Here is a 26,921-nt window from a genome sequence, read left to right as displayed (position 1 = left end):
CGGGTTCATCGCGTTCATCGCGTTCATTTCCACGGCCGGTAATACGCGCCGAGCGTATGGCTGCGGCCTTCGGAGACTTTGTCGAGCTCGGCGATCCAGGCCGGCTGGACGCGGAAGCCGTCAATGTCGCGCATCACGCGGTCGAGCGCCTCGCGCCACACGCGCGTGACCTGCGCGACGTAGGCCGGGCTCCTCTGGCGGCCTTCGATCTTGATCGCACGAATGCCGGCGCGGGCGAGGTCGGGGAGCAGCTCCAGCGTGTTGAGGCTGGTCGGTTCCTCGATCGCGTAGTAGGTCTCGCCGCCCACGTCGAAGCGGCCCTTGCACAGCGTCGGGTAGCCGGCGCGTTCGCCGTCACCGAAGCGGTCGATGAGGATGCCGTTGAGCCGCGTCTCCATCCCGCTCGGCGTCTGTTCCCAGCGCACGTGCTTGCCCGGCGAGCACGCGCCGTTGCAGTTCGGCGATTCGCCCGTCGCGTACGCGGACAGCGCGCAGCGCCCCTCGACCATCACGCACAGGCCGCCGAAGCCGAACACTTCGATCTCGACCGCGGTGTTCGCGATCACCTGCTCGACCTGCGGCAGCGACAGCACCCGCGGCAACACCGCGCGCTGGATGCCGAAGCGTTCGGCGTAGAAGTTGATCGCCTCGTAGCTCGTCGCCGAGCCTTGCACCGACAGGTGCAGGCGCAGTGCCGGGTGCGTCTTCTGCGCATAGGCCATCAGGCCCGGGTCGGCGAGGATCACCGCGTCGATGCCGAGGTCGGCGGCGCGGTCGATCGCCGCGGTCCAGGCCGACCAGTTGCCTGCCTGCGGATAGGTATTGAGCGCGAGCAGCACCTTGCGGCGGCGGTCATGCGCGTAGCGCACGCCTTCGCGCATCGCGTTGGCGTCGAAATTGAGCCCCGTGAAGTTGCGCGCGTTGGTCGCGTCCTTGAAGCCGAGGTAGACGCAATCGGCGCCGTGGTCGACGGCCGTCTTCAGCGCCGGCAGGCTTCCTGCCGGGCAGACGAGTTCTATTCTGGAATTGGAGGTCATGGCGGGGGCTGGGGAAAAGAGCCCCGCAACCATAGTGCGACTCGCGCCGGACCGCGTTGACCGGGGTCAAGGGCGCGGCCCCGCAGCTCCGCGCGAGTGCTGGCCGCGGTGTGGCGGCGAAACTTACTTTGCCGCGTTCGGGAAGAACAGCTGCTCGCCGTCGATCCTGTAAGCGGCGATCGCCTGCTGGCCTGCGGGTGAAACGATCCAGTCGATGAACTGCTGGCCAAGTTCGCGCTTGACGTGCGGGTGTTTCGCAGGATTCACGAGGATCACGCCGTACTGGTTGAACAGACGCCTGTCGCCTTCGACGACGATCGCCAGGTCCTGGCGGTTCCTGAACGACAGCCACGTGCCGCGGTCGGCGAGGATGTACGCGCCGAGCGATGCCGCCATGTTCAGCGCCGGCCCCATTCCGGAGCCCGAGTCGCGGTACCACGGCCCTTTCGCCTGCTCGAGGTCGATGCCGGCGAGCTTCCACAGCCGCAGCTCGGCGGCGTGCGTGCCGCTCTTGTCGCCGCGCGACACGAACGGCGCCTGCGCGGCCTCGATCTTCTTCAGTGCCGCGACGATGTCGCGCCCGCCGGCGACTTGCGCCGGATCGCTTTTCGGCCCGACGAGGATGAAGTCGTTGTACATGACGTCACGGCGCTCGACGCCATGGCCTTCGGCGACGAATTTCTCCTCGGCTGCGCGGTCATGCACGAACACCACGTCCGCATCGCCGCGCCGCGCAGTGTCGAGCGCCTGGCCGGTGCCGAGCGCGACGACGCGCACCTCGATGCCGGACTGCTGCTCGAACACCGGCAGGATGTGGCCGAACAGGCCCGACTGCTCGGTCGAGGTCGTCGAGGAGACGATGATGAACCGGTCGCCGGCGTGTGCGGCGAGGCCGAGCATGCAGGCGAAAGCGGTCAGCAGGAGGCGAAGCAGATGTGCCATGAAAGATCTCCGTGGATGGAATGTGCACGAATTCGGGGGCTGTCGCGGGAACACCGCGCGTACGCAAGTTCTTTTACCAAAGCCGCGTGTGGCGGGCCAGTCCGACGCTGGTTGGGGGAGTCCTGCATCGGCAAAAGAGTGCATAAATTCGTCCGCCGCGCTGCGCCGCTTCCCGTTTGTAGCGCCCTCAAATGGCGAAGGCGAAGCGTGCGGTGCCGGCTGCTCGCCACTTCATGCCATGCCGTCGTGGCAAAAATGACCGTTGTTTTTTGCGCAGGCTCTTGCCCATCTCCGATTGCGGAAAATTAATATACGACGTACGATATTGAACGTCGTATATTAATAGGGGACGATTCATGTCCATCCCTGCCGCGCCGGACGGCCGCCGCGCCCGTAAGCGCCAGCAGACCGCGGACCACCTGGTTCAGGCCGCCTTCGACCTCTTCGCCGAGTTCGGCTACGACAAGGTCACCATGGAGCAGATCGCCGTCGCCGCCGACGTCGCCAAAGGCACGCTGTACAACCATTTCCCGGTCAAAGAGGCGCTCCTGCACCACCGCTTCCACGTCGATCTGGCGGCGGCGATGCCGGCGCTGTTCGCCGAGCTGGCGACGCTGCCCGGCTGCGCGGCGCGGCTGCGCGCCTTCCTGCACCGGGCGGCGGACTTCGCCGAGCGCTTCCGCGACTATATGGCGCCCTACCTGCACTACCGCCTCTCGCAACCGGTGGATACCCTGGGTCGCGACAACCGCAGCGGTCTCGACCAGATCTACGCCCGGCTGCTGGCCGAAGGGCAGGCGAGCGGGGAAATCCGCGCCGACTTGCCGACGCAGCAGCTCGCCGACACCCTGCAGTTCATGTACCTGTGCACCGTCATGCGCTGGCTGCGCACGCCCGGCGCGTCGCTCGCCGCCGACTTCGACGCCATGCTCGATCTCTTCCTGGGCGGCGCCCGCGCCGGGGGTCAAGCATGAGCGCGACGCCGCTGATCATCGATTTTGCTGCTGCGGCCGAAGCCGGGCCGCGCCTCGCCGGCGGCAAGGGCCACCAGCTCGGCCGGCTGGCGCGCTACGGTCTGCCGGTGCCCGACGGTTTCGTGCTGACCACAGCGGCTTTCGCGCAGGCGGCGTGCCTCGACCTCGATGGCGTCGTCGCCGAGGCGCTTGGCCAGCGCGGCTGGGAAAGCACGCCGCTCGCGGTGCGCTCATCGGCGCCGATGGAAGACTCGCAGCGCGCGTCGTTCGCCGGTATCCACCACAGCGCGTTGAACGTGACCGGGGGCGCGGCGGTGGCCGAGGCGGTGCGCGCCGTCTGGGCTTCGCTGTCGACGCCGCAGGCAGTCGCCTACCGCGAGCGCCTGGGCATCCATGAAGCCGCGATGGCAGTGGTGGTCATGCCGATGCTGCCGGCCGTCGCCGCCGGTGTCGCCTTCAGTTGCGACCCGGCGAGCGGACGCGACGACCAGGTGGTGATCAACGCCGTTCCAGGCCTTGCCGACGCGCTCGTTTCCGGTCGGGTGAACGGCGAGGAAATCGTCCTCGAAGCCGACCCGGTCAGCGAGGACTACGCCGTCATCCGCCGGCAGGGGCCGTCCGCTGGCCTCGCCGACGCCGGCGCCGTCGAACTCGCCGAACTGGTGCGCGAAACCGCCTTCGCCCTCGACTACGGTGCGCCGTGGTTCGACATCGAATGGGTGTGGGATGGCGAGCGCTTTCACCTCGTCCAGGCCCGCCCGGTCACCGCCCGCCCGTGGCACACCTATCCGGCGCTTGCCGGGCAGGCGGCGCTGTGGTCCGACGGCAACACCCGCGACGCCCTGCCGCACGTCATGTCCGCCGGCGATTGGGCCTTCTCGCGGCGGCTGGTGAACCTGCTCCTCGAACAGGGCTGGCGGCTCGCCGGCTACCCGCTGCTGCCCGGCGCGCAACGCGCCGCGCTGTTTTCGGGGCGGCTCTACCTCAATGCCGCGCTGCTCCAGTGGGAAGGCTACGACGCCGTCGGCATCGCCCCGGCGGCGATGAACCAGCTGCTCGGCGGTCACCATCCGGAGATCGCGGTGCCGCCCGCCGGCTTCAAGGAACGCACCGTGCGCGCGCTGCGCATGCTGCGCTACGTCGTCCGGTCGGGTCGCGTGCGCCGCCTCGGCCGGCGCCAGGTGGACGAGGCCCATGCCGCCTGCGCCGCGTGGCGCGCCGAGAACCTCGCCGCGCTCGACAACGAAGAACTGGGCCGACGCCTGTTCATGGTCGGGCTGCATACCCGCCGGCAAAGCGGCCTGCTGTTCCTGCAGGGATCGGGCGGCGGCAGCCTGTCGCTGCTGCTCGACCTGATCGAACGCCATCTGCCCGGCGAAGCGCACGCGCTCGCCGCCGCGCTGCTGGCCGGCGGCGAGCCGAGCGTCACCGCCCGCCAAAGCTACGAACTGCAGGCGCTCGCGGCCATTGCCGCTGCTGAGCCGGCCGCCGCCGCGCTGCTGCGCGCCGGCGCCAACGATTGGCAAGGGCTGCCTGATGACAGCCCCTTCCGCCGCCGCTTTGCCGCCTTCATCGAACGCTACGGCCACCGCGGCATCTACGAAACGTATTCGCGCAACCCGCGCTGGCGCGAAGACCCCGCCTACCTGCTGCGGAGAATCGCCGAATTGATGGACGGCGATCCGGCGCTGCCCTCACGCCTGGCCGCACGTCAGGCCGAGGCGAGGCAAGCCGCCCGCGCGCGGCTCGTCCGCCTGCCGGGGTGGGCGCGGCGCTGGGCGCTGGCGCTGGCCAAGGCCGCCACCGCCGAATGCAACGACCGCGAAGCGGCGCGCAGCGCCTTCATCGCCTATGGCGAAATCGGCCGCCTGCTGGTACTGGAAATCGGCCGGCGGCTGACGGCGCGCGGTTGTCTGGAGCGGGCCGAACAGGTCTTCCACCTGATCCCGCCGGAAGTCGCCGCCGCGCTCGCCGGCCGGCTCCAGGGCGCCGCGTTGCGCCACCGCGTCGCCGACCGCGAGCGGCTGTTCGCCGAGTGGGAGGCGAACCCGGCGCCGGACGTGATCCACGAAGGCGTCGCCGCTCCCGTTACCGTCCCGGCGGCGGCCGATGCGGCCGGCGGTCTGTGGCGCGGCACCGCCGTCGGCGCCGGGCTCGCCGCCGGTCCGGTGCGCGTGATCCGCTGCCCGGAGGACGGCGGCCGGCTGGCCGCCGGCGACATTCTCGTCGCGCCGTCGACCGACCCGGCGTGGACGCCGCTCTTCCTGAAGGCCGGCGGCCTGGTCATGGAAACCGGCGGCTACCTGTCGCATGGCGCCATCGTTGCGCGCGAATTCGGCATCCCGGCCGTCGTCAACCTGCCGGGCATCCTTGCCGCGCTTGCCGACGGCGAGCCGCTCGAAGTCGACGGCGGGCGCGGCACGGTGCGCAGGATTTCAAACATGAAGCAAAGAAGGCCATGACTGACCGCACCCTGACCGTCGCCGCCGTGCAGATGGAAAGCAAGAACGGCGACATCGCCGGCAACCTCGCGCGCGCCGGCCGCTGGGCCGGCGAGGCCGCCCGCTGCGGCGCGGCACTGGTGCTGCTGCCCGAGCTGTTCTCGACCGGCTTCGAACTCAACGCCCACTCCTGGCACAGCGCCGAGCCGCAGGGCGGGCCGAGCGAAACCTGGCTGACGGCAGTGGCCCGCCGCCACGGCCTGCACATCGGCGGCAGCTACCTGGAAGCCCGGGGCGAGGACTTCTTCAACACCTTCGCGCTCGCTGCGCCCGACGGCGCCATCGCCGGCCGCGTGCGCAAGTCGCACCCGTGCTCGCTCGAAGCCTACGTCTTCGCCGGCGGCGACGACGACCACGTCATTCCGACGGCGATCGGCCGCATCGGCGTCGCCATCTGCTACGACAGCAGCCTGCACGCAGTCTGGGACAAGCTGCTCGCCGGCGACCCCGACCTCGCGCTGATGCCGATGTCGGCGCCGACGCCGATGCGGAACTTCCTCTACACCCAGAAGCGCATCGACGCCTACCACGCCGCCTTCCGCGACGGCGCGACGCAGATCGCCGCCGGCGTCGGCGTGCCGGTGCTGATGGCGAACAAATGGGGGCCGTGGGAAACCGACCTGCCCGGAATCTGGCCGCGGCAGACCTCGCGCTTTCCCGGCTTCTCGCACATCGCCGACAGCGACGGCCGGGAAGTCGCGCGCGTGGGCGACGGTGAAGGCGTCATCGTCGCGCCGGTCCGCCTCGTTGCCGGGCGCAAGCGTCGGACGTTGCCGCCGGAATGCGATCGTTACCGGCCGTGGATCGGCTCCGTGCCGTCCGACTTCAAGCTCTTTCGCTGGTTCGAAGCCCTCGGCCGGCGCTGGTACGGCAGGCATCCGCAGCGTGCCGGCGTGGCCAGACGGATCTGCGCCACCGGATCATCGTGAGCCGCCCCCGCCGAGCGGGACGTGATGCGGACTGCTGTCGATCTGCTGCGTGCCGGACGAAAGTCGCCGCAGCGTTTTCGGGTAAGCTTTTTCGATGAGCGTGAAACTCGACTACCGTTTCGTCGCCGGCGTGGCCGGGGCGTCGCCTGCAGCGGCACTGCAGCTGCAGAATCCGCTGCTGGCGATGCTCGACGCGATCCGTGTGCAAGGATCGATCGGCAAGGCGGCGACGCAGCTCGGGCTGTCGTACCGTCATCTGTGGGGCGAGCTGAAGAAGCACGAGGCAGTTTTCGGCCAGGCGCTGCTCGCCAGCGGCCAGGGCCGGGCGGCGCGGCTGTCGGCGTTCGGCGAACGTCTGCTGTGGGCGGAAAAGCGCATCCTCGCGCGCCTGTTGCCACAGGCGGAGAGCCTCGCCGGCCAGCTCGACCGCGAACTGTTGCTGGCGGTCGATCCGGGGCTGAGGCTGCTGCCGGCCTGTGCGAGCCACGACCTGCTGTTCGGCGTGCTGCGGGACTCGTTGTTGCGCGGCGCGCGCGTGCTGCTCGATGTCGAATACGTCGGCAGCACGCGCGCGCTCGAACGCCTCAATGCCGGTGCGTGCACCGTGGCGGGCATCCACCTGCCGCTCGATGACGAGCGGCTGTGCCGGCGCGGCTCGCGGATCCACCTCGCCCTCGGGCGCGAACTGCGGCTCGGCGTGCACAAGCTGATCCGCTTCGCCCGCCGCGAGCAGGGGCTGATCGTCGCACCCGGCAACCCGCTCGGGCTGGTCTCGCTGAACGACCTCGACCGGCCTGGCGTGGTGTTCGTCAATCGCCTGCGGGGTTCCGGCACGCGGCTGATGTTCGATGAACTGCTCGCGCGCGCGGACGTGCCGTCCGCGGCGGTGGTCGGCTACGACACCGAGGAGCCCACCCATCTGTCGGTCGCGGCGAACGTCGCTGCCGGCAGCGCGAGCTGTGGCTTCGGCCTGCGCGCCGCGGCCGCGCGCTTCGGACTCGACTTCGTGCCGCTCGCGCACGAACAGTATTTTCTCGTCTGCCTCAAGGATGCGCTGGGCACGACGGCAATGGAGGCGGTCATCGGCGTGTTGCGCAGCGCGGATTTTCGGCGGCTGGCCGGGGCGGTGCCGGGCTACGATGCCGAAGCCGCAGGCGAGATCGTGTCGCTGCGGCGCACGCTGCCCTGGTACAAGTAGCGCGGCAGGCGCGGCCCCTGCCGGATCCCGGCCACGTCCGTGCCGACGCTCCCCGGTGGGCAGACCCGGCCTGCGGCTCATCCGCCTTCTTGTCGTGAGGATTTCTTCGCGAGTCGTCAGCGTCGCTTCGCTTCGTCCCACAGCCTACGCACGAGGCGCTTCGCGAGCACCGGCGTCGCGCGGCGGCGGTACGGCACGCTGACGGTCGTCGTTTCCATCGGCTGGATCGTGCGCTTGATCTGGCGTTCGATGACTGCGAACGCAGCATCGTCGAGCGGCTGCCCGGCGAGCGCGTCGAGGCCGCCGACGAATTCGGGCCGCGACGACACACCGGTGCAGGCGATGCGCAGTTCGCCGAGCGCGTCGCCGTCGCGCCGCAGCACCACCGCGACGCCGGCGAGCGGGAAGTCGATCGCGCCGCGCACGCGCAGCTTCTCGTAGCCGCTGACCCGGCCGGCGACGAGCGGCACGGTGACGGCGAACAGCAGCTCGTCGGCCCCCAGCGCGAGCCAGCGCATGCCGTCGTCGACGTAGAGTTCGGCGAGCGGCAGGCGCCGGATCCCTTGCGGGCCGAGGAGCTCGACCTCGGCGCCGAGCGCGAGCAGCGCGGGTGCGACATCGCCGCTGAAGGCGGCGTAACAGCGGCTCGATTTCGGCGCGACGCGGCAGGTGTCGCCGGCGAGCTTCATGCAGTAGTTGTTGCCCTGGCGCCAGCTCTCGCTCTGGTTGAAGTACTGGCAGCGCGTTTCGAGGCACAGGTTGCCGCCGAGCGTCGCCGCGGTGCGGTGCGTCGGGCCGGCGACGCACAGTGCGGCTTGGGCGAGGGCCGGCAGGCGCGCGCGGACCCTCGGGTCGGCGGCGAGCGTCGCGAGCGTGACGCCGGCGCCGATGCGCAGCGTGCCGCCCTGGTGCTGCAGCTCGCGCATCTCCCCGACGTTGCCGAGGTCGATGACGATATCGGTGCTGACGAGGCCGCGCCGCATGTTCGGCACGAGGTCGGTGCCGCCGGCGATGAAGCGGCTGGTGGGATGTTCGCCGCGCAGGCGGACCGCGTCGGCGGCGCTCGCCGGACGCAATACACTGAAATCGGACAGCGCGCCCATCATGCTTCTCCTTTTGCGGTGGCCGGCGCAGGGGCGCCGACGCGGGGTTTGCGGTGCAGCGCGTCGAACACGCGGTCCGGCGTGAAGGGCGTTGCCTGGATGCGGGTGCCGGTGGCGTCCTCGATCGCGGCGGCGATCGCGGACATAACGCCCGCGAGCGGCCCTTCGCTCGCTTCCTTCGCGCCGAACGGGCCGTTCGGGTCGAGGCTCTCGACGATATGCACTGCGATGTCGGGCGATTCGACGATCGTCGGCACGCGGTAGTCGAGCAGACTGACCGCCTTGTGGCGGCCGTTCTCATACACGGTTTCCTCCGAGATCGCCTGCCCCATGCCCATCCAGATCGCGCCCTGGACCTGGCCTTCGACCGACATCGGGTTGATCGCGAAGCCGCAGTCGATCGCCGACCAGACCTTGTCGACGGTGACCTTGCCGAGCTCGGTGTCGACGCTGACTTCGACGGCCTGCGCGGCATACGAGAAGCCCATCGTCGAGCCGACCGCGCCGCCGCGCTGCTTGCCGCCCTGGAACTCGACCGGGCAGGTGAAAGTGCCCTTGACGGTCAGCATGCCGGTGCCGACCAGCGCTTCCTCGACGACGTCGTGGAACGGGATCTGGCGCGCCGGGTCGCCGACGACCGCGGCGGCTTCGCCGAGCCAGTCGACCTCGGCCTCGCTGACCTGCAGGCGCTTCGCCGCTGCGGCGACGAGCACGCGCTTGAGGTTCTGCGCGGCATCCGCCGCCGCATTGCCGACCATGAAGGTGACGCGCGACGAATACGAGCCGTTGTCCTTCGGCGTCAGCGCCGAATCGGTCGCGACCACGCGCAGGCGGCGGTAGCTCACACCGAGGATCTCGGCGACGACCTGGCTGATGATCGTCGACGAGCCCTGGCCGATGTCGGAGGCGCCGGTGAGGATCGTGATGCCGGCGTCGAAGTCGATGCGCAGCGCGATCGTCGCGTGCGGCTGGCCGGTGAAATGCACCGGTTTGGCCGAGCCGCTGACGAAGTGCGAGCAGGCGATGCCGATGCCGCGCTTGATCGGGCCGTCGCCGTTCGCCTTGAGCCGGGGGGCGCGGTCGCGCCAGCCGCTCGCCTGCTCGACCCAGTCGAGGCACTCGGGCAGGCCGTAGCTCATCACCTTGAGGCCGTTGATTGTCTCGGTTGGCGCCTTGAGCAGGTTGCGGCGGCGCACCGCGAACACGTCGAGGCCGAGCTCGGCCGCCATCATGTCGAGCAGCGATTCGAACGCGAAACGGATGTTGACCGTGCCGTGGCCACGCATCGCGCCGCACGGCGGGTTGTTCGTGTAGACGCGGTAGCCGTCGTACTTGACCGCGGGAAGGTCGTAGAGGCCGTTCAACAGCGCGCCTGCATACAGGATAGTCACCAGCCCGTAGCCGCCGTACGCGCCGCCACGCTGCACGACCTCGGCCTCGCAGGCGGTCATGCGCCCGTCGCGCGTCAGGCCGAGCTTCATGCGGACCTGAGTCTGCGGCCGGCCGCGGTGCGTGAGGAAGGCTTCCTCGCGCGTCTGCAGCAGGCGCACGGTGCCGCGTGCCGCGCGGGCGAGCAGCCCGGCGATGATCTCGAAGTTCAGCGTCTCGACGCGGTGACCGAAGCCGCCGCCGACGAACGGCTTGATGACGCGGATATAGGCCGCGTCGAGCTTCATGCAGCGCGACAGCGATTCATGCACGTAGTACGGCACCTGGGTCACCGACCACAGCGTGAGGTGCCCGCGCTCGTTGTCCCACGCCGCGAGCGCGGCGTTCGGCTCCATCATCGCGTGGTGGACTTCGGCGCACTCGAAGGTGTCCTCGCGGATCAGGTCGGCCGCTGCGAAACCGGCGGCGGTGTCGCCGAACTCGTTGTGCACCTCGCGCTCGATGTTGCCTTTCTTGTTGTCGTGCAGCAGCACAGTGTCGGCCTTGCGCGCATCGGCCGCGGCGAAATAGGCCGGCAGTTCGCGCACCTTCAGCCGGATCAGCGCGAGCGCCGCGTCGGTGGTCGCCTCGTCAATCGCGGCGACGGCGGCGACCGGCTCGCCGACATAGCGGATGCGGCCGCGCGCGAGCGGGAATTCATTCTGCGCGATCGGGATCACCCCGTAAGGCGTATCGCAGTCGTCACCGGTGACGATGCCGCGCACGCCGGGCAGCTTCAGCGCTTCGCTGATGTCGACCTCGAGCAGCTCGGCGTGCGCGTAGGGGCTGCGCAGGATCTTGCCGACCAGCGCGCCCTGGGCCGGCAGGTCGGCAGTGTAGCGGGCCGTGCCGGTGACTTTCTCGACGCCGTCGATGAGCGGCAGGCGGGCGCCGACGCCGCGCGGCGCCGCGGCCGCGCCGAGCGTGCGCAGTTCGCGATCGGGCGCGTTCATGCCGGCACCTCCTCGCAGCCGGCCGCCGCCTCGACCGATTCGATGATCTTCACGTAGCCGGTGCAGCGGCACAGGTTGCCGGCGAGCGCCGCGCGGATCTCGTCGCGCGACGGCTGCGGGGTGCGGCGCAGCAGCGCTTCGGCCGCCATGATCATGCCCGGCGTACAGAAGCCGCACTGGCTGCCGAGGTGTTCGTGGAACGCGCGCTGCAGGCGCGACAGGTTGCCCTCGTGACTGAGGCCTTCGATCGTCTCGATCGAGCGCCCGGCGACGCTGTGCGCGAGCGTGCAGCACGCAAGCCGCGGCTGGCCGTCGACGAGCACCGTGCAGGCGCCGCACTCGCCGCCGTCGCAGCCCTGCTTCGTGCCCGTCAGGCCGAGGGTGTCGCGCAGGTAGTCGATCAGCAACGCATTCCCGGCCACTGCGTCCTCGCGCGGCCGGCCATTCACCGAAAGTGTCAGCAGGGTCTTCATGTCGCCTCCTTGTGCGGATCGCCGCGGCCGCGGGTGCGTTCATCGCCGGTCCGGCATCAATGTTTGATATCAAACAATTTAACGTGAAGCGATGCTAGCACCGTTCGGGACGCCGGAAAATATGAAGCGGAAAGCATCGGTCGCCTGCGAGGTAGGCGATGCAACAATATGAATTTCAAGGAAGAAGTTTCATGGCGCGAGAGCGTTGAACTCCCGCGGCTGCAACAAACGGGCGGGGTTTATGCCGTCGCCCGAAAGGCACGCAACAGCTGCCGCAACTTTTGTGGCAGGCGCCCCGCTGACGCCCCCGACGGGCGTGCGATCCGGGCAGGGGCGTGATTTGACCTTGCGGGGGCCGAAGCGAACAATGGCCGGCATCGAAACCCGGAGAGCCTGTGCGATGAATTCCGGCAACACGGCTGGCGTAGCGGAACAAGGATCGCGCGCCGCGACGGGCGAAGGGCAGCCGGCGCGGCCGCGCATCGTGCTGCTCGGCACCGGCGGCACGATCGCGGCGGTGGCGGGCGAGGCGACGCAGCTCCACGACTACACCGTCGGCGCGACCACCGACGAGCTGCTCGCCGCCGTGCCGCAACTGCGGACGCTCGCCGAGGTCCGCGGCGAGCAGCTCGCCAATGTCGACAGCCGCGACATCGACAATGCGCTGCTGCTGAAGATCGCCCGCCGCGTCGATGCGCTGCTCGGCCAGCCCGATGTCGACGGCATCGTCATCACGCACGGCACCGACACGCTCGAGGAGACGGCGTATTTCCTGAATCTTGTGCTGAAGAGCGCGAAGCCGGTCGTGCTCGCGGGCGCGATGCGTCCGGCGACCGCGTTGAGCGCCGACGGGCCGCTGAACCTGTACAACGCTTTTCTCGTCGCCACCTGCACGGCGGCGCACGGCAAGGGCGTGCTGGTGATGATGAACGACCGCATCGGCGCCGCGCGCTTCGTGACCAAGGCGGCCACCACCGTGCCTGACGCGTTTCGCGCGTTCGAGCAGGGCAACCTCGGCGAAGTCGCCGCGGGCAAGGTTCATTTCTTCACCGCGCCCTTGTGCCGGCACACCGTCGACAGCGAGTTCTCGCTCGCCGCGATCGGTGAGCTGCCGCACGTCGACATCCTCTACGACCACCAGGGCGCGGGGCTGCACCACTATCGCGCCGCGATTTCCGCGGGCGCGCGCGGCATCGTCGTTGCCGGCTGCGGCAACGGTGGTCTTTCGCCGGCGGCGCGCGCCGGCGCCGAAGAGGCGGCACGCCACGGCGTCGCGGTCGTGCGCTCGAGCCGCGTCGGACAGGGCGTGGTCACGGCGTCGGCCGACGACGCGGTGCTCGGCACCGTCGCGGCGAACTCGCTGAATCCGCACAAGGCCCGCATCCTGCTGATGCTCGCGCTCGGCCGTTCGCGCGACGCCGGCGAGCTGCAGCGCTGCTTCGACCAGTACTGAACGGCGCCCGCGGGGGCCGTTCAGCGCCCCGCGTGCGACTGGTGCTGCGTCTGCAGGTGCGCGGCGACGTGGCCGTGGACGGGCTTGACCAGCGTCTGCGGCAGCAGCGAACCGGCGATCATGCCGACGATGCCCGCGAGCATGCCGGCGAAATGCGGCGGGACGTCGGCGTCGGGGGCGGCGATCTCGAGCAGCACCCAGACGACGAGGCCGGCCAGGATCGACACCAGCGCGCCCTGCGTGCTGGCGCGCTTCCAGTACAGGCCGAACGCGAGCGGCACGAAGGCGGTCGCGAGCGTGACCTTGTAGGCGTTCTCGACCATGCCGTGGATCGTCTCCTCGGTGTATGTCGCATACCACGTGATCAGCAGCGCGAACGCGACGACGATGATCCGCGTGAGCAGCAGGAACTGGCGATCGTCGAGGTGGCGGAACGTGCCGCGCAGGATGTTCTCGGAGAAGGTCACCGAGGGCGCGAGCAGCGTCCCCGAAGCGGTGCTCATGATCGCCGACAGCAGCGCGCCGAAGAACATCACCTGCGCGAACAGCGGCGTGTGCGCGAGGATCAGCTGCGGCAGGACGTGCTGGCTGTCGCTTTGCTGGTAGCGGGCGACCAGTTCGGGGTCAATCAGCGTCGCCGAGTACGCGATGAACAATGGCACGAACGCGAAGAGAAAGTAGCCGGAGCCGCCGAGCAGCGTGCCGCGCACGGCGATCTTCTCGTCGCGCGCCGAGTTCAGCCGCTGGAACACGTCCTGCTGCGGGATCGAGCCGAACCCCATCGTCAGGATGCCGGCGAGAAAGGCGATGATGTCGGCCGGGTCGAGCGCGGGCAGGAAGTTCAGCTTGCCGGCGGCGTTCGCGTGGCTGACGACCGTGCCGACGCCGCCGGCCATGTCGCCGACCAGCCACGCGATGTAGAACAGCCCGGCGATGATGACGATCATCTGCATGAAGTCGGTCAGCGCCACCGACCACATGCCGCCGAACAGCGTATACACCAGCACCACCGCGGCGCCGATCATCATGCCGGCCTCGTTCGTGATCGCTCCGTCAGAGAGGATGTTGAACACCAGGCCGAGCGCGGTGATCTGCGCCGCGACCCAGCCGAGGTAGGAGACGACGATCGCGATCGAGCACAGCACTTCGACGGTGCGCCCGTAGCGTAGCCGGTAGTAGTCGCCGAGCGTCAGCAGGTTCATGCGATAGAGCGGGCGCGCGAAGAACAGGCCGACGAGGATCAGGCACAGCGACGCGCCGAACGGATCGGACCACAGGCCGCGCAGGCCTTCGTCGATGAACGTCGCGGAAATGCCGAGCACGGTTTCCGAGCCGAACCACGTCGCGAACACCGTCGCGGTGACGATGTACAGCGGCAGGTGGCGCCCGGCGGCGACGTAGTCGGCGGTGTTCCTGACCCGCGTCGCCGCGTACAGCCCGACGCCGATCGAAACCAGCAGGTAAGCGATGACGAAGCCGATCAGCATGGGCGGGTTCTTCCGGGGACGTGGATTGAGCGGGCCGAAGTTTAGCAACGAATTTCGTCGCGAGGGCCGCCCGAATCGATCCGAATTCGCGCCCGATCGGGCCGGCGAACGGGCCGACGAGTGTGGCGACGATTGTGCCGAACTTCGTCGTCCCGTCCCCGAGTGCGCAAGCGCGCTGCGCTCAGCCGTGCAACGGCCCGTGCTCGCGGCGGCGGCTCGCAGTCGCGAGCGTGTCGAGGATCACGTCGATCCCCGCGTCGAGGACGGCGTCGTCGATCACCAGCGGCGGCGCGAAGCGCAACACCGTGTGGTGCGTGTCCTTCGTCGCGATGCCGCGTGCGAGCAGCAGTTCGGCGCCGGTCGCGGCGTCGAGGATGCGCGGGTCGAGCTCGATGCCGACCAGCAGGCCGCGGCCGCGCACCGCCGTCACGCACGGCGGCGCACCGTCGGCGAGCCGCCGCATCAGGTGTTCGCCGAGACGCGCGGCGTTTTCCCACGGCCGCGTTTCCTCGAGCAAGTCGAGGACTTCCAGCGCGACGGCCGCGCCGAGCGGATTGCCGCCGAACGTCGAGCCGTGGTCGCCGGGGTGGAGCACGTCCATCACTGCGGCGTCGGCGAGGAACGCCGACACCGGCAGCAGGCCGCCGCCCAGCGCCTTGCCGAGGATCAGCCCGTCCGGATGCACGCCTTCGTGCTCGCACGCGAGCAGCCGGCCGGTGCGTCCGAGCCCGGTCTGCACTTCGTCGACGATCAGCAGCACGTTGTTGCGGCGGCAGATCTCGGCGCAGCGCGCGAGATAACCGGCCGGCGGCACGATGATGCCGCCTTCCCCCTGGACCGCCTCGACGAGGAAGGCGGCGGTGTCCGGCGTGATCGCGGCTTCGAGCGCGTCGGCGTCGCCGTACGGGATCAGCTTGAAACCGGGCGGGAACGGCCCGAAGCCGTCGCGGTACTGGGGCTCCGACGACATGCCGACGATCGCGATCGAACGACCGTGGAAGTTGCCCTGGCAGGCGATGATCTGGGCACGGTCCGTCGCGACGCCCTTGACCTTGTACGCCCACTTGCGCACCGTCTTGAGCGCGGTTTCGACGGCTTCGAGGCCGGTGTTGACCGGCAGCGCGCGCTCGAAGCCGAACATTGCGCACAGCCGCTCGAGCAGCAGCGGCAGGCGGTCGTTCGAATACGCGCGCGACGTCAGCGCGAGGCGCTGCGCCTGGTCGTTGAGCGCGCGCAGCAGGCGCGGGTGGGCGTGACCGAAGCTCACCGCCGAATACGCGCTCATCATGTCGAGGTAGCGCCGCCCCTCGACGTCCCACAGCCAGACGCCCTTGCCGCGATGGAACACCACCGGCAGCGGCGCGTAGTTGTGCGCGCCGAAATGCTGTTCCTGGGCGCGCAGCAGCGCAGTGCCCGGGCCGAGCGCGGCGCCGGCGAATTCGGCGATCCAGCCGGCGCCCGCGCCGAGCGGATCGAGTTCGGGCACGTATTCGACGATCTCGAATGCCGTGAAGTCGGGGCACGCGCGTAGCGCGAGCAGCGCGTCGGAAAGCTCGTCGGCCGCGAGACCGCTGCTTTCGATACATGTCACCGCCGGAAAGATCGCCGGATCGAGCGCGTCGAGATCGAGCGTGACGCCGAACGCAGCGGTGTTGCGCCGCACGACGCCGAGCGCGTCGGAGAACACCGCCGACAGCCCCCGCTCGCGGATCGTCGCCATATCGAAGATCGTCACGCCGAGCCGCTGCAGGCGCTCGAACTCTTCCGGCTCCCACGAGCGCGCGCCGATGATGCAGACGTTGTGCGGGTCGAGGCGCGGGCCGGGGATGCCGGTCAGCAGCGGGTCGCCTTCGCCGAGCACGGCCGCGAGCGGCATGCCGTGGATGTTGCCGGAATGGGTGCTGGCGTCGGTGTGGCTGTCGAGGTGGGCGTCGATCCAGATCAGCCCGAGCGTGCCGCGCGCCGCGACGCGGCTGGCGATCGCCGGCCAGGTGCCGATCGCGATCGCATGGTCGCCGCCGAGGATCAGCGGGAAGCGCGCCGGGTCGAGCGCGGCGAGTTGGTCGGCGACGCTTCGTGCCAGGTCGCCGACGCTCTTCAGGCGTTCCTCCATCGACGCGCCCGGCGCCGCTGAGTCGTGCGGCAGCAGCGTCTGCTCCCATGCCGCGGTGATGCCGAGGCCGCGCAGCCGCGCGACGAGGCCGGACGCCTGCAGCGCCGCCGGGCCCGCATCGGGGCCGCTTCCGGGCGCGCCAAGCGCCGACGCGACGCCGAGGATGCTGACAGCGGCATGCGCCGCGGAATCGTTCGAGATATGAAGCGGGGCTGAATGCGTCATGACATCCTCCCAGACCGCAGCTGCGGACGAACAAGTCAAAATGCTTGACGGTTCGACGTGGGCGGCAGGGATTCGTTCAGCCGCCGCAACGCGTGGCGCCGCGTCGACTGCTCCCGGTGCAGCCGCTCAGGCGAAGCCGCGGTACAGCTCGATCGTGACGATCGCCGCGAGCAGCAGCGCGACGACGGCGAGCAGGCGCCCCTGGAAGCGCTGCGCCGCGGTGAGGCGCTCGAGCTGCTCGCGCTGGACAGCGTGGTGCAGCGCCGGCTCGACCAGCGCCTGATGCATCAGGCGCGGCAGCTGCGGCAGCGTGCCGGCCCACGCCGGCGCCTCGTCGCGCACGCCGCGCAGCAGCGCGCGCCAGCCCATGCGCTCGTCCATCCAGCGTTCGAGGAACGGCTTCGCGGTCTTCCACAGATCGAGATCCGGGTCGAGCTGGCGCCCGAGGCCCTCGATATTCAGCAGCGTCTTCTGCAGCAGCACGAGCTGCGGCTGGACTTCCATCTCGAAGCGGCGCGCGGTCTGGAACAGGCGCAACAGCGTCTTGCCGAACGAGATGTCCTTCAGCGGGCGATCGAAGATCGGCTCGCACACCGCGCGGATCGCGCCTTCGAACTCGTCGACGCGGGTGTGCGCGGGCACCCAGCCGGCTTCGATGTGCGCGCGCGCGACGCGATTGTAGTCGCGCTTGAAGAAGGCGAGGAAGTTCTGCGCGAGGTAGTTCTTGTCGACTTCGGTCAGTGTGCCGACGATGCCGAAGTCGAGCGCGATGTAGCGCCCGTCGGCATGCACGAAGATGTTGCCCGGATGCATGTCGGCGTGGAAGAAGCCGTCGCGGAACACCTGCGTGAAGAAAATCTCGACGCCGGCGCGCGACAGCGCCTTCAGGTCCGTGCCCTGCGCGCGCAGCGTCGCGAGCTGCGAGATCGGCACGCCGTGCATGCGCTCCATGACCATCACCGACTTGCCGCACCAGTCCCAATAGACTTCGGGCACGACGAGCAGCGCCGAGTCCTTGAAATTGCGCCGCAGCTGCGAGCAGTTGGCCGCTTCGCGCATCAGGTCGAGCTCGTCGTGCAGGTATTTGCTGAACTCGGCAACCACTTCGCGCGGCTTCAGGCGCCGGCCTTCGACCCACAGCTTGTCGAGCAGCAGCGCCGCGGTCTCGAGCAGCGCGAGGTCGTGCTCGATGACGCGCTCGATGCCGGGACGCAGGATCTTGATCGCGACTTCGGTGCCGTCTGGCAGCTCGGCGAAATGCACCTGTGCGACCGACGCGGAGGCGACCGGGGTGCGCGCGAAATCGACGAAGACATCGTCGACCGGCCGGCCGTAGAAGTCCTCGAGGACCTTCAGCGCCTGCTCGGTCGGGAACGGCGGCACGCGGTCCTGCAGCAGCGCGAGCTCGTCGGCGAGGTCGGTCGGCAGCAGGTCGCGGCGCGTCGACAGCATCTGGCCGAACTTGACGAAGATCGGACCGAGCGACTCGAGTGCCTGGCGCAGCCGCACGCCGCGCGGGGACGACGGGTGGCGCCAGAAGAACACGAGGTGCCACAGCCGCAGCAGCCGGCCGCTCGGATCGGCGTCGAGCACCATCTGGTCGAGGCCGAAACGCAGGCCCACGGTGACGATCTTGGCGAGACGGAACAGGCGCACGGGAGGGGTGAAAGAGGGGAAACCGCGGACTTTAGCCCGAAAGGCGGGGCGGCGAAAGGCGCAACCGGGCGCAACCGCGCGCGAACTGCGAAGCGCGGCGGGTCCGGCGGGGCCGATCCGTTATAATTCAGCCCTTTTACGATTTCCCGAGTGCCATGAGCGCCGATTCGAAAGTACAACTCACCGCCTTGTTGCGCGCCGCGCTCAAGAGCATCGCGCCGGAACTGGCCGATACGCCGATCCACCTCGAACGGCCGAAACAGGCCGGCCACGGCGATTTCGCGACGAACCTCGCGCTGCAGCTGGCGAAACCGCTGCGCCGCCGCCCGCGCGAGCTCGCGGAGTTGCTGCTCGCCGAGTTGCCGCGCTCGCCGCTGGTCGCGGCGACTGAAGTCGCCGGCGCCGGGTTCATCAACTTCACGCTCGCCGCCGACGCGAAGACCGCCGCGGTAAGCAGGGTGCTCGAACGCGGTGCCGAGTTCGGCCGCGGCGCGCACACCGGCACCCGCGTGCAGATCGAATTCGTCTCGGCGAACCCGACCGGCCCGCTGCACGTCGGCCACGGGCGCGGCGCGGCCTACGGCGCGTCGCTCGCCGCGGTGCTCGATTTCGCCGGCTCGGACGTGACCCGCGAGTACTACATCAACGACGCCGGCCGCCAGATGGACATCCTCGCGCTGTCGACGTGGCTGCGCTATCTCGCGCTGCATGGCGTCGACATCCCGTTCCCGCCGAACGCCTACCAGGGCGACTACGTCATCGACATGGCGCGCGCGCTGCGCGAAGGGCACCAGGACCGCTTCGCCGGCTTCACCGCCGAACAGGTGCTCGAAGGCGCACCGGGGCTGCCGATTGCCGAGCGCAAGGATGACGAGGCGAAGACGCAGCGCGAGGACCACCTCGACATGCTGATCGCCAACGCCAAGCGGCTGCTCGGCGAGGACTACCACTTCGTGCACGGCTTTGCGCTCAACGAGCAGCTCGGCGACGGGCGCGACGACCTCGAAGAGTTCGGCGTGCATTTCGACAAGTGGTTCTCGGAGAAGAGCCTGTTCGACACCGGGCTCGTGGACCGCGCGGTCGCCGAGCTCGAAAAACGCGGCCACGTGTATCTGCAGGACGGCGCGAAGTGGTTCCGCTCGACCGCGTTCGGCGACGAGAAGGACCGCGTCGTGCAGCGCGAGAACGGCCTGTACACGTATTTCGCGTCCGACATCGCGTACCACCTGAACAAGTACGAGCGCGGCTACGACCGCATCATCGACATCTGGGGCGCCGATCACCACGGCTACATTCCGCGCGTCAAGGGAGCGATCGCGGCGCTCGGCCTGCCGCCGGAAAAGCTCGAGGTGACGCTGGTGCAGTTCGCGGTGCTGTATCGCAACGGCCAGAAGGCGTCGATGTCGACGCGCTCGGGCGAATTCGTCACGCTGCGCGAACTGCGCCGCGAAGTCGGCAACGACGCGTGCCGCTTCTTCTACGTGCTGAGGAAAAGCGACCAGCACCTCGATTTCGACCTCGACCTGGCGAAAAGCCAGAGCAACGAGAACCCGGTGTATTACGTGCAGTACGCGCACGCCCGCGTCTGCTCGGTGCTTGAGCAGTGGGGCGGCGACGCGGCCGAACTGCGTGCCGCGCAACTGGATCTTCTCGAAAACGAGCGCGAGCTCGCGCTGTGCGCGCGCCTCGGCAGCTTCCCCGAGCTGATCCAGAACGCCGCCGCGGACTACGCGCCGCACCAGATCGCGTTCTACCTGAAGGACCTCGCCGCGGAGTTCCACAGCTGGTACAACGCCGAGCGCATGCTCGTCGACGATCCCGCGCTGCGTCTGGCGCGGCTCGCGCTGGCGGCAGCGGTGCGGCAGGTGCTGGCCACCGCGCTGGCGCTGCTCGGCGTGTCGGCCCCGCAGTCGATGTAACGACGCAACGTCCGGAGAACCCTCGTGAGCCGCGCCCCCCAATCCCCGCCGACAACCCGCCGCCCGCCTGCGAAAAGCGGCGGCGGCGTGGTCGTCGGCATCTTCATCGGCCTGATCCTCGGTGCGCTGTTCGCCGCCGGTGCCGCGTGGTGGTTCACCCGCTCGTCGCCTTTCCAGACACCGCAAGGCAGCGGCAGCGGCAGCGGCAGCGGCAGCGTCAGCGTGCCGAGCCGCGTGCCGTCGGCGCCGGACCAGCCGCCGCTGTCGCTGCCGGGCAAACCGGGCGACCGTCCTGTCGTCAAGCCCGTGATTTCGAGTTCTACAAGATCCTGCCGCAGGGCAACGTGGCGCCGGCCGAAGCTCCGCCCGCCCCGCCGCCCCCGGCCCCCGTCGCCGAGCGGCTGTACCTGCAGATCGGCGCTTTCGAGAATCCCGCCGAAGCCGACAACCTCAAGGCGAGGCTCGCGCTCGCCGGCATCGAGGCGAGCGCGCAGCGGGCGCAGCTGCCCGACGGACGCACGATGCACCGCGTACGGATCGGGCCGTTCGCCAAGCCCGAAGACATGAACCCGGTGCGCACGCGGCTCGCCGAGGCCGGCTTCACCGGGACCGTCGTGAAGGCCACCCCCTGATTCGCGGCTCCATGCCGCCGGCACGGGCGTTTGCGGGAACGTCCGTCCGCGGCCGCCGTCCGAGACCCTGTCATCCACCCGGGAGCAATGCATGAATCGTCGTCTCGCCCTCAAGCAACTCGCCGCGCTCGGCGCGCTGTCCACGCTGGGCGCCTCCGCCTCCGTCTTCGCCCAGCGGGAGGCTTTCCAGACGCTGGGTACGAAGGTCCCGACCGAAGTCGCGGGCAAGGTCGAAGTGATCGAGTTCTTTTCCTACGGCTGCCCGCACTGCCACGACTTCGAACCGCTGCTCAACGGCTGGGCGAAGAAGCTGCAGGGTGACGTGAACTTCGTCAAGGTGCCGATCACGTTCAACCGTCCCGAATGGACGGCGCTGGCGCGGCTCTACTACACGCTCGAAGCGATGGGCCAGGCCGAAGAGAAAGGGCCGGCGGTGTTTGCCGCGATCCATGACCAGAAGCAGCCGCTGTACCGGGACGACGTGCTGATGCAGTGGGTCGCCAGCTCGGGACTCGACAGCAAGCGCTTCGGCGACATCTACAAGTCGTTCGGCGTGCAGTCGAAAGTGCAGCGCTCGAACCAGATCGCGGCGGCCTACAAGGTCAGCGGCGTGCCGATGATGGCCGTCGACGGCCGCTACACCGTTTCCGCGAGCTCGGCGGGCGGATTCGAGCAGATGCTCAAGGAAGTCGACCAGCTGATCGCGCGCTCGCGCAGCGAGCAGAAAAAAAGCTGAACTCCGCCACGACCCGCATCCCCCGGCCGACCCGCGCGGCCGGATAGCCCTACCGGGTAAAAGCTTCTTTCGCCGCGCGCCCGATCCGGGTATCGTTTTCGGCGGAAGCGGGTCGGCGCCCGTATGACGCCGCGTTGCACAGCCCGTCTTCGACAAACGGAGGCAGCGATGCAATTACTTCAGGCGGACGTCGACGCCGCGCGATTCGACGCGGTTCTGGAACAGATCGCGAACAAGTTGCCGGCCGACCAGGCGGCGCTCATCGAGCCGTTCGCGCGGCGGTGGTTCGGCCAGGTCGCTCCGGAGGATCTCGCCGACCGCTCGGTCGACGACCTGTACGGCGCCGTGGTCAGCCACTGGCAGTTCGTGCGCAAGCATCGCGGCGGCACGCGCTTGCGCGTATACAACCCGAAGCTCGAAGAGCACGGCTGGGAATCCACGCACACCGTCGTCGAAATGGTCAATGACGACATGCCGTTCCTCGTCGATTCGATCACGATGGAAGTCAACCGACAGGGGCTCACGCTGCACCTGATCATCCATCCCGTGATGCGGGTCGTGCGCGACGATACGGGCCAGTACCTCGGGATCGCCGAAGACGGCGACACGCGGGGACATTACGAGTCGATCATCCACGTCGAAGTCGACCGGCGCACCGAGGCGGGCGACGTCGACGCGCTGCGCAACGGGCTCGAGCGCGTGCTCGCCGACGTGCGCGCGGCGGTCACCGACTGGCCGGCGATGCAGCAGCGCGTGGTCGAGATCATCCAGGGCATCGAGCAGGACCCGCCGCCGGTCCCGCCGGACGAGATCGCGGAGACGGTGGCTTTCCTGAAGTGGCTGCTGGACGAGAACATCGTGCTGCTCGGCTGCCGCGACTACGAGCTGCTCGCCGCCGACGGCGACAGCGAACTGCGCATCCGACCCGGCTCGGGGCTCGGCTTGCTGCGGCAGCGTCCGGGAGAGAACGTGTCGCGCTCGTTCGCCGCGCTGCCGATGACCCTCAAGGCGACGCTGCCGAATCTGCCGGTGCTGCTGACCGTGACCAAGTCGAACACGCGCTCGACCGTGCATCGGCCGGGCTTCATCGACCGGTTCAGCATCAAGGTGTTCGACGAGAACGGCCACGCGCGCGCCGAGCGGCGGGTGATCGGGCTGCTCGCGTCGACCGCGTACAGCACCAGCCCGAGGCTGATCCCGTTTCTGCGCCGCAAGGTCGCCGCGGTTGTCGAACAGGCCGGCCTGCTGCCGAAGAGCCATGCGGCGAAGGCGTTGCTGACGATCCTCGAACGCTACCCGCGCGACGAGCTGTTCCAGATCTCGACGGAGGATCTGTACCATCAGGCGATGGGCATCCTGCGGCTCGGCGAGCGCCAGCGCACGCGCCTTTTCGTCCGCACCGACCCGTTCGCGCGCTTCGTCTCGTGCCTGATCTACGTGCCGCGCGAGCACTACAACACCGACCAGCGGCTGCGCATGCAGGCGGTGCTGATGGAGGCGTTCAACGGCAGCAGTGCCGAGTTCGACGTGCAGTTTTCCGAATCGGCGCTGGCGCGCGTCCTGATCATCGTGCGCACGCGCGACTCGACGATTCCGCCGTTCGACGTGCATGAACTCGAACAGCGCCTGGTGCGGGCGACGCGGCGCTGGGAGGACGAGCTGCAGCGCGCGATCCTCGAACACCTCGGCGAGGAGCGCGGCATGGCGCTGCTGCGCCGCTACGCCGACGGTTTTCCGGCCGGCTACCGCGAGGAATACGCGCCGCGCGTCGCGGTGTTCGACATCGAGCAGATGGAGTCGCTCGCCGATGACCGCGATCTCGCGATGAGCCTCTACATCCCGCTCGAAGCGCCGCCGGGGCGGCTGAACTTCAAGATCTACCGCGTCGGCGCGCCGGTGCCGCTGTCGCAGAGCCTGCCGATGCTCGAACGCATGGGCGTGCGCGTCATCGACGAGAAGCCGTCGGAGATCGAGCGCCAGGACGGGCGCGGCGTGTGGATTCACGACTTCGGGCTGTCGTACGCGGGCGCCGAGGAGCTCAACCTCGACCGGCTGCGGGCGCTGTTCCACGACGCTTTCCTGCACGCCTGGCGCGGCGACATCGAGAGCGACGACTTCAACCGCCTGACGCTGCTCGCCGGGCTCACGTGGCGCGAGATCGTCGTGCTCCGCGCCTACGCCAAGCACATGCGCCAGGCGGCTTTCACGTTCAGCCAGGCGTACATGGAGCAGACGCTCGCCGCCCACCCGAAGCTCGCGCGGCAACTGATCGACCTGTTCGCGCTGCGCTTCGACCCGGCGCGCGGCGGCGAGCGCGACGCGCGGGCGGCGACGCTCGTCGCGAGCATCGAGGAGGCGCTGAACAATGTCGCCAACCTCGACGAGGACCGCATCCTGCGGCAGTTCCTCGCGATGGTGCTGGCGACGCTGCGCACGAACTACTACCAGCGCGCCGCCGATGGCGGGCCGAAGCCGTACCTGTCGCTGAAGCTCGATCCGCGCCGCATCCCGAACCTGCCGCAGCCGCTGCCGATGTTCGAGATTTCCGTCTATTCGCCGCGCTTCGAAGGCGTGCATCTGCGCGGCGGCCGTGTCGCGCGCGGCGGCTTGCGCTGGTCCGACCGCATGGAGGATTTCCGCACCGAAGTGCTCGGCCTGGTGAAGGCGCAGATCGTCAAGAACGCAGTCATCGTGCCGGTCGGCTCGAAAGGCGGCTTCGTCGTCAAGAACCCGCCCGCCGGCGACCGCGAGGCGCTGCTGGCCGAAGGCGTCGAGTGCTACCGCACGTATCTGCGCGGCCTGCTCGACGTGACCGACAACCTCGTGCAGGGCCAGGTCGTGCCGCCCGTGGATGTGCTGCGCCACGACGAGGACGACCCTTACCTCGTCGTCGCCGCCGACAAGGGGACGGCGACGTTCTCCGATCACGCGAACGCGGTGGCGGCCGAATACGGTTTCTGGCTCGGCGACGCGTTCGCGTCCGGCGGGTCCGCAGGCTACGACCACAAGAAGATGGGCATCACCGCGCGGGGGGCCTGGGAGTCGGTCAAGCGCCACTTCCGCGAACTCGGGCTGAACACGCAGGAACAACCGTTCACCGTCGTCGGCGTCGGCGACATGTCCGGCGACGTGTTCGGCAACGGCATGCTGCGTTCGCGCACGATCCGGCTCGTCGCCGCGTTCGACCACCGTCACATTTTCATCGACCCGATCCCGGACGCCGAAACCTCGTTCGCCGAACGCGAGCGCCTGTTCGCGCTGCCGCGCTCGTCGTGGGACGACTACGACAAGGCGCTGATCTCGGCAGGCGGCGGCGTGTGGTCGCGCCACGCGAAATCGATCCCCCTGTCGCCGCAGGTGCGCGAGGCGCTCGACATCGAAGCCGAGATACTGTCGCCCGCCGAGCTGATCCGCGCGATCCTCACCGCGCCGGTCGATCTGCTCTACAACGGCGGCATCGGGACGTATGTCAAGGCGACGAGCGAGACCGACGCCGCGGTCGGCGACCGGACGAACGACGCGGTGCGGGTCAATGGCGCGGCGCTGCGCTGCCGCGTCGTCGCCGAAGGCGGCAACCTCGGCGTCACCCAGCTCGGGCGCATCGAATACGCGCTCCGGGGCGGCAAGATCAACACCGATGCGATTGACAATTCGGGCGGCGTCGATTGCTCCGATCACGAGGTGAACATCAAGATCCTGCTCGACAGCGTCGTCGCCGAAGGCGACCTGACCGACAAGCAGCGCAACGCGCTGCTCGTCGAGATGACCGACGAAGTCGCCAGCCTCGTGCTGCGCGACAATTACGGCCAGACGCAGGTGCTGTCGGTGACGCGCTCGCGCAGCGTGGCGCTGCTCGGCGAGCAGGCCGAATTCATCCGCCGGCTCGGCCATGCGGGACGCCTCAACCGCAAGCTCGAGTTCCTGCCGATGGACGAGGAGATCGCCGAGCGGGCGCTCAAGCAGGTCGGCCTCGTCACGCCCGAGCTCGCGGTGCTGCTCGCGTACAGCAAGATCGAGCTGTTCGACGAAGTCATCGCCTCCGACGTGCCGGAGGACCCTTACATCTCCGCCGCGCTGAAGAATTATTTTCCGAAGCCGCTGCGCGAACGCTACGCGGCGCAGATCGAGCGCCATCCGCTGCGGCGCGAGATCATCGCGACACATGTCGTCAACAGCATGATCAACCGCGTCGGACCGACGTTCGTCAGCCGGCTGCACGGCGAACTCGGCGCGACGCCTGCGGAAGTCGTCCGGGCCTACATGGCGAGCCGCGAAGTGTACGGCCTCGTGCCGACGTGGCGCGACATCGAGTCGCTCGACAACGTCGTCGCCGACACGGTGCAGACCGAGATGATCCTCGAATCAGTGCGGCTGATCGAGCGCGGCGCAGTGTGGTTCCTGCGCCACCGCAACTGGATCGCCGACCTGCAGGCGACGCTCGACTACTTCTCGGCCGGCGCCGCCGAGCTATCGGCCGGGCTGCGCGACTTTGTCCAGCCGGCGTACCGCGAAGTCCTCGACGCCGTCGCCGCAGGCTTCATCCAGAAAGGCGTGCCCGCACCGCTTGCGCAACGCATTGCGTCGCTCGACGAGCTGTATTCGGCGCTCGACCTCGTCGAGGTCGCGGCGGAAACCGGCCGGCCGGAGGCGACCGTCGCCCGCGTGTATTACGCCCTCGGCGACCAGCTCGACCTGTACTGGCTCGGCCTGCAGATCTCCGCGCTGCCGGCCGAATCGCGCTGGCAGGGGCTCGCGCGCAGCGCGCTGCGCAGCGAACTGTCGAACCAGGCGCGCATCCTCGCGTCCGAAGCGCTCAAGCATTGTCCCGGCGTCGAACAGCCCGAAGTGGTGATCGCCGCGTGGGAAGCCCGCAACCGCAGCAACGTCGAGCGTTACCGGCACCTCCTCGCCGATGTGAAGACCGCCGCGCAGACCGACATGCCGATGCTGTCGGTGCTGTTGCGCGAGCTGCGCAACATGGCCTGAGCGACACGCGGCGGCGGTTGTGCACAGAGGGTTCCGGCTGCCGCCCGCCAAACTCGTTCAGGCCGCGTTGGTGGGAGCATACAATTCGCCCTTTGCCGGCGTAACAAGCGATATCCATGCCGCTTGGGCGATCCATCTCGGGTGGTAGCTGGGACAGTAAAATCCCAATGTTCCAT

The 26,921-nt window shown here is 69.1% G+C and carries 16 protein-coding genes and 1 pseudogene; 9 read left to right on the top strand and 8 right to left on the bottom strand.

Going from position 1 to position 26,921, the window contains the following annotated elements:
• Positions 1-23: 23 nt before the first annotated feature.
• Both ubiU and GO606_RS03340 read right to left on the bottom strand, forming a co-directional pair.
• Positions 24-1,037 carry a ubiquinone anaerobic biosynthesis protein UbiU gene (gene ubiU, locus GO606_RS03345; protein ID WP_210147467.1) on the bottom strand — a complete coding sequence of 338 codons (1,014 nt, stop codon included), beginning with the start codon at positions 1,035-1,037 and terminating at the stop codon, positions 24-26.
• Between the two features lie 123 nt (positions 1,038-1,160).
• Positions 1,161-1,979 (bottom strand): ABC transporter substrate-binding protein, encoded by an 819-nt coding sequence (locus tag GO606_RS03340; RefSeq protein ID WP_169118447.1) that lies wholly within the window; start codon positions 1,977-1,979, stop codon positions 1,161-1,163.
• A gap of 356 nt (positions 1,980-2,335) precedes the next feature.
• On the opposite strand from GO606_RS03340, the gene GO606_RS03335 reads away from it, so the two are divergent.
• The 4 genes from GO606_RS03335 to GO606_RS03320 all read left to right on the top strand — a co-directional run bounded on the left by GO606_RS03335 (position 2,336) and on the right by GO606_RS03320 (position 7,581).
• Positions 2,336-2,953, top strand: a complete 618-nt coding sequence (locus tag GO606_RS03335; protein ID WP_169118448.1) for a TetR/AcrR family transcriptional regulator — start codon at positions 2,336-2,338, stop codon at positions 2,951-2,953.
• Positions 2,950-5,415: a PEP/pyruvate-binding domain-containing protein gene (locus tag GO606_RS03330; protein ID WP_169118449.1), complete on the top strand. Its 2,466-nt coding sequence runs from the start codon at positions 2,950-2,952 to the stop codon at positions 5,413-5,415. Before GO606_RS03335 ends, GO606_RS03330 begins: the two co-directional genes overlap by 4 nt.
• On the top strand, positions 5,412-6,383 hold the full coding sequence (locus tag GO606_RS03325; protein ID WP_169118450.1) for a carbon-nitrogen hydrolase family protein: 972 nt from the start codon (positions 5,412-5,414) through the stop codon (positions 6,381-6,383). Before GO606_RS03330 ends, GO606_RS03325 begins: the two co-directional genes overlap by 4 nt.
• Positions 6,384-6,477: 94 nt before the next feature.
• Positions 6,478-7,581, top strand: coding sequence for a substrate-binding domain-containing protein (locus GO606_RS03320; protein WP_169118451.1), 1,104 nt, complete (start codon positions 6,478-6,480; stop codon positions 7,579-7,581).
• A gap of 116 nt (positions 7,582-7,697) precedes the next feature.
• Here GO606_RS03320 and hcrB read toward each other — a convergent pair whose 3' ends face one another.
• From hcrB to hcrC, 3 genes are read right to left on the bottom strand one after another with little or no spacing between them, the layout of a single operon-like run.
• Entirely contained in the window at positions 7,698-8,687 is a 990-nt protein-coding gene (gene hcrB, locus GO606_RS03315; protein ID WP_246979328.1) for a 4-hydroxybenzoyl-CoA reductase subunit beta, read from the bottom strand.
• The gene (gene hcrA, locus GO606_RS03310; RefSeq protein ID WP_169118452.1) at positions 8,684-11,065 is read right to left on the bottom strand and encodes a 4-hydroxybenzoyl-CoA reductase subunit alpha; all 2,382 of its coding nucleotides are present in this window, start codon (positions 11,063-11,065) and stop codon (positions 8,684-8,686) included. The genes hcrB and hcrA overlap by 4 nt, the downstream gene beginning before the upstream one ends.
• Entirely contained in the window at positions 11,062-11,538 is a 477-nt protein-coding gene (gene hcrC, locus GO606_RS03305) for a 4-hydroxybenzoyl-CoA reductase subunit gamma (protein ID WP_169118453.1), read from the bottom strand. The genes hcrA and hcrC overlap by 4 nt, the downstream gene beginning before the upstream one ends.
• A gap of 400 nt (positions 11,539-11,938) precedes the next feature.
• On the opposite strand from hcrC, the gene GO606_RS03300 reads away from it, so the two are divergent.
• Positions 11,939-12,991, top strand: a complete 1,053-nt coding sequence (locus GO606_RS03300; protein ID WP_246979326.1) for an asparaginase — start codon at positions 11,939-11,941, stop codon at positions 12,989-12,991.
• 20 nt (positions 12,992-13,011) lie between these two features.
• Here GO606_RS03300 and GO606_RS03295 read toward each other — a convergent pair whose 3' ends face one another.
• The 3 genes from GO606_RS03295 to ubiB all read right to left on the bottom strand — a co-directional run bounded on the left by GO606_RS03295 (position 13,012) and on the right by ubiB (position 18,472).
• A complete protein-coding gene (locus GO606_RS03295) occupies positions 13,012-14,478 on the bottom strand; it encodes a high affinity choline transporter 1 (RefSeq protein WP_169118455.1) in 1,467 nt (488 codons plus the stop codon).
• A 181-nt stretch (positions 14,479-14,659) separates the two neighbouring features.
• Positions 14,660-16,816 carry an ornithine--oxo-acid transaminase gene (gene rocD / locus GO606_RS21910; protein WP_169118456.1) on the bottom strand — a complete coding sequence of 719 codons (2,157 nt, stop codon included), beginning with the start codon at positions 16,814-16,816 and terminating at the stop codon, positions 14,660-14,662.
• Between the two features lie 126 nt (positions 16,817-16,942).
• Positions 16,943-18,472 (bottom strand): ubiquinone biosynthesis regulatory protein kinase UbiB, encoded by a 1,530-nt coding sequence (gene ubiB, locus GO606_RS03280; protein ID WP_169118457.1) that lies wholly within the window; start codon positions 18,470-18,472, stop codon positions 16,943-16,945.
• Positions 18,473-18,627: 155 nt separating this feature from the next.
• Here ubiB and argS point away from each other — a divergent pair, with 155 nt between their 5' ends.
• From argS to GO606_RS03260, 4 genes and pseudogenes are all read left to right on the top strand, one after another.
• Positions 18,628-20,391, top strand: a complete 1,764-nt coding sequence (gene argS, locus GO606_RS03275; RefSeq protein WP_169118458.1) for an arginine--tRNA ligase — start codon at positions 18,628-18,630, stop codon at positions 20,389-20,391.
• Between the two features lie 24 nt (positions 20,392-20,415).
• Positions 20,416-21,023 (top strand): annotated as a pseudogene (locus GO606_RS03270) (SPOR domain-containing protein).
• Positions 21,024-21,114: 91 nt separating this feature from the next.
• Positions 21,115-21,759, top strand: a complete 645-nt coding sequence (locus GO606_RS03265; RefSeq protein ID WP_169119405.1) for a thiol:disulfide interchange protein DsbA/DsbL — start codon at positions 21,115-21,117, stop codon at positions 21,757-21,759.
• A gap of 168 nt (positions 21,760-21,927) precedes the next feature.
• On the top strand, positions 21,928-26,745 hold the full coding sequence (locus GO606_RS03260; RefSeq protein ID WP_169119406.1) for an NAD-glutamate dehydrogenase: 4,818 nt from the start codon (positions 21,928-21,930) through the stop codon (positions 26,743-26,745).
• The last annotated feature ends 176 nt before the right edge of the window (positions 26,746-26,921 follow it).

The organism is Aromatoleum anaerobium (assembly GCF_012910705.2).
Taxonomy (GTDB): Bacteria; Pseudomonadota; Gammaproteobacteria; order Burkholderiales; family Rhodocyclaceae; genus Aromatoleum; species Aromatoleum anaerobium.
Note: the sequence above shows the minus strand (reverse complement) of the source record. Positions and strands in the feature narration are given on the sequence as shown.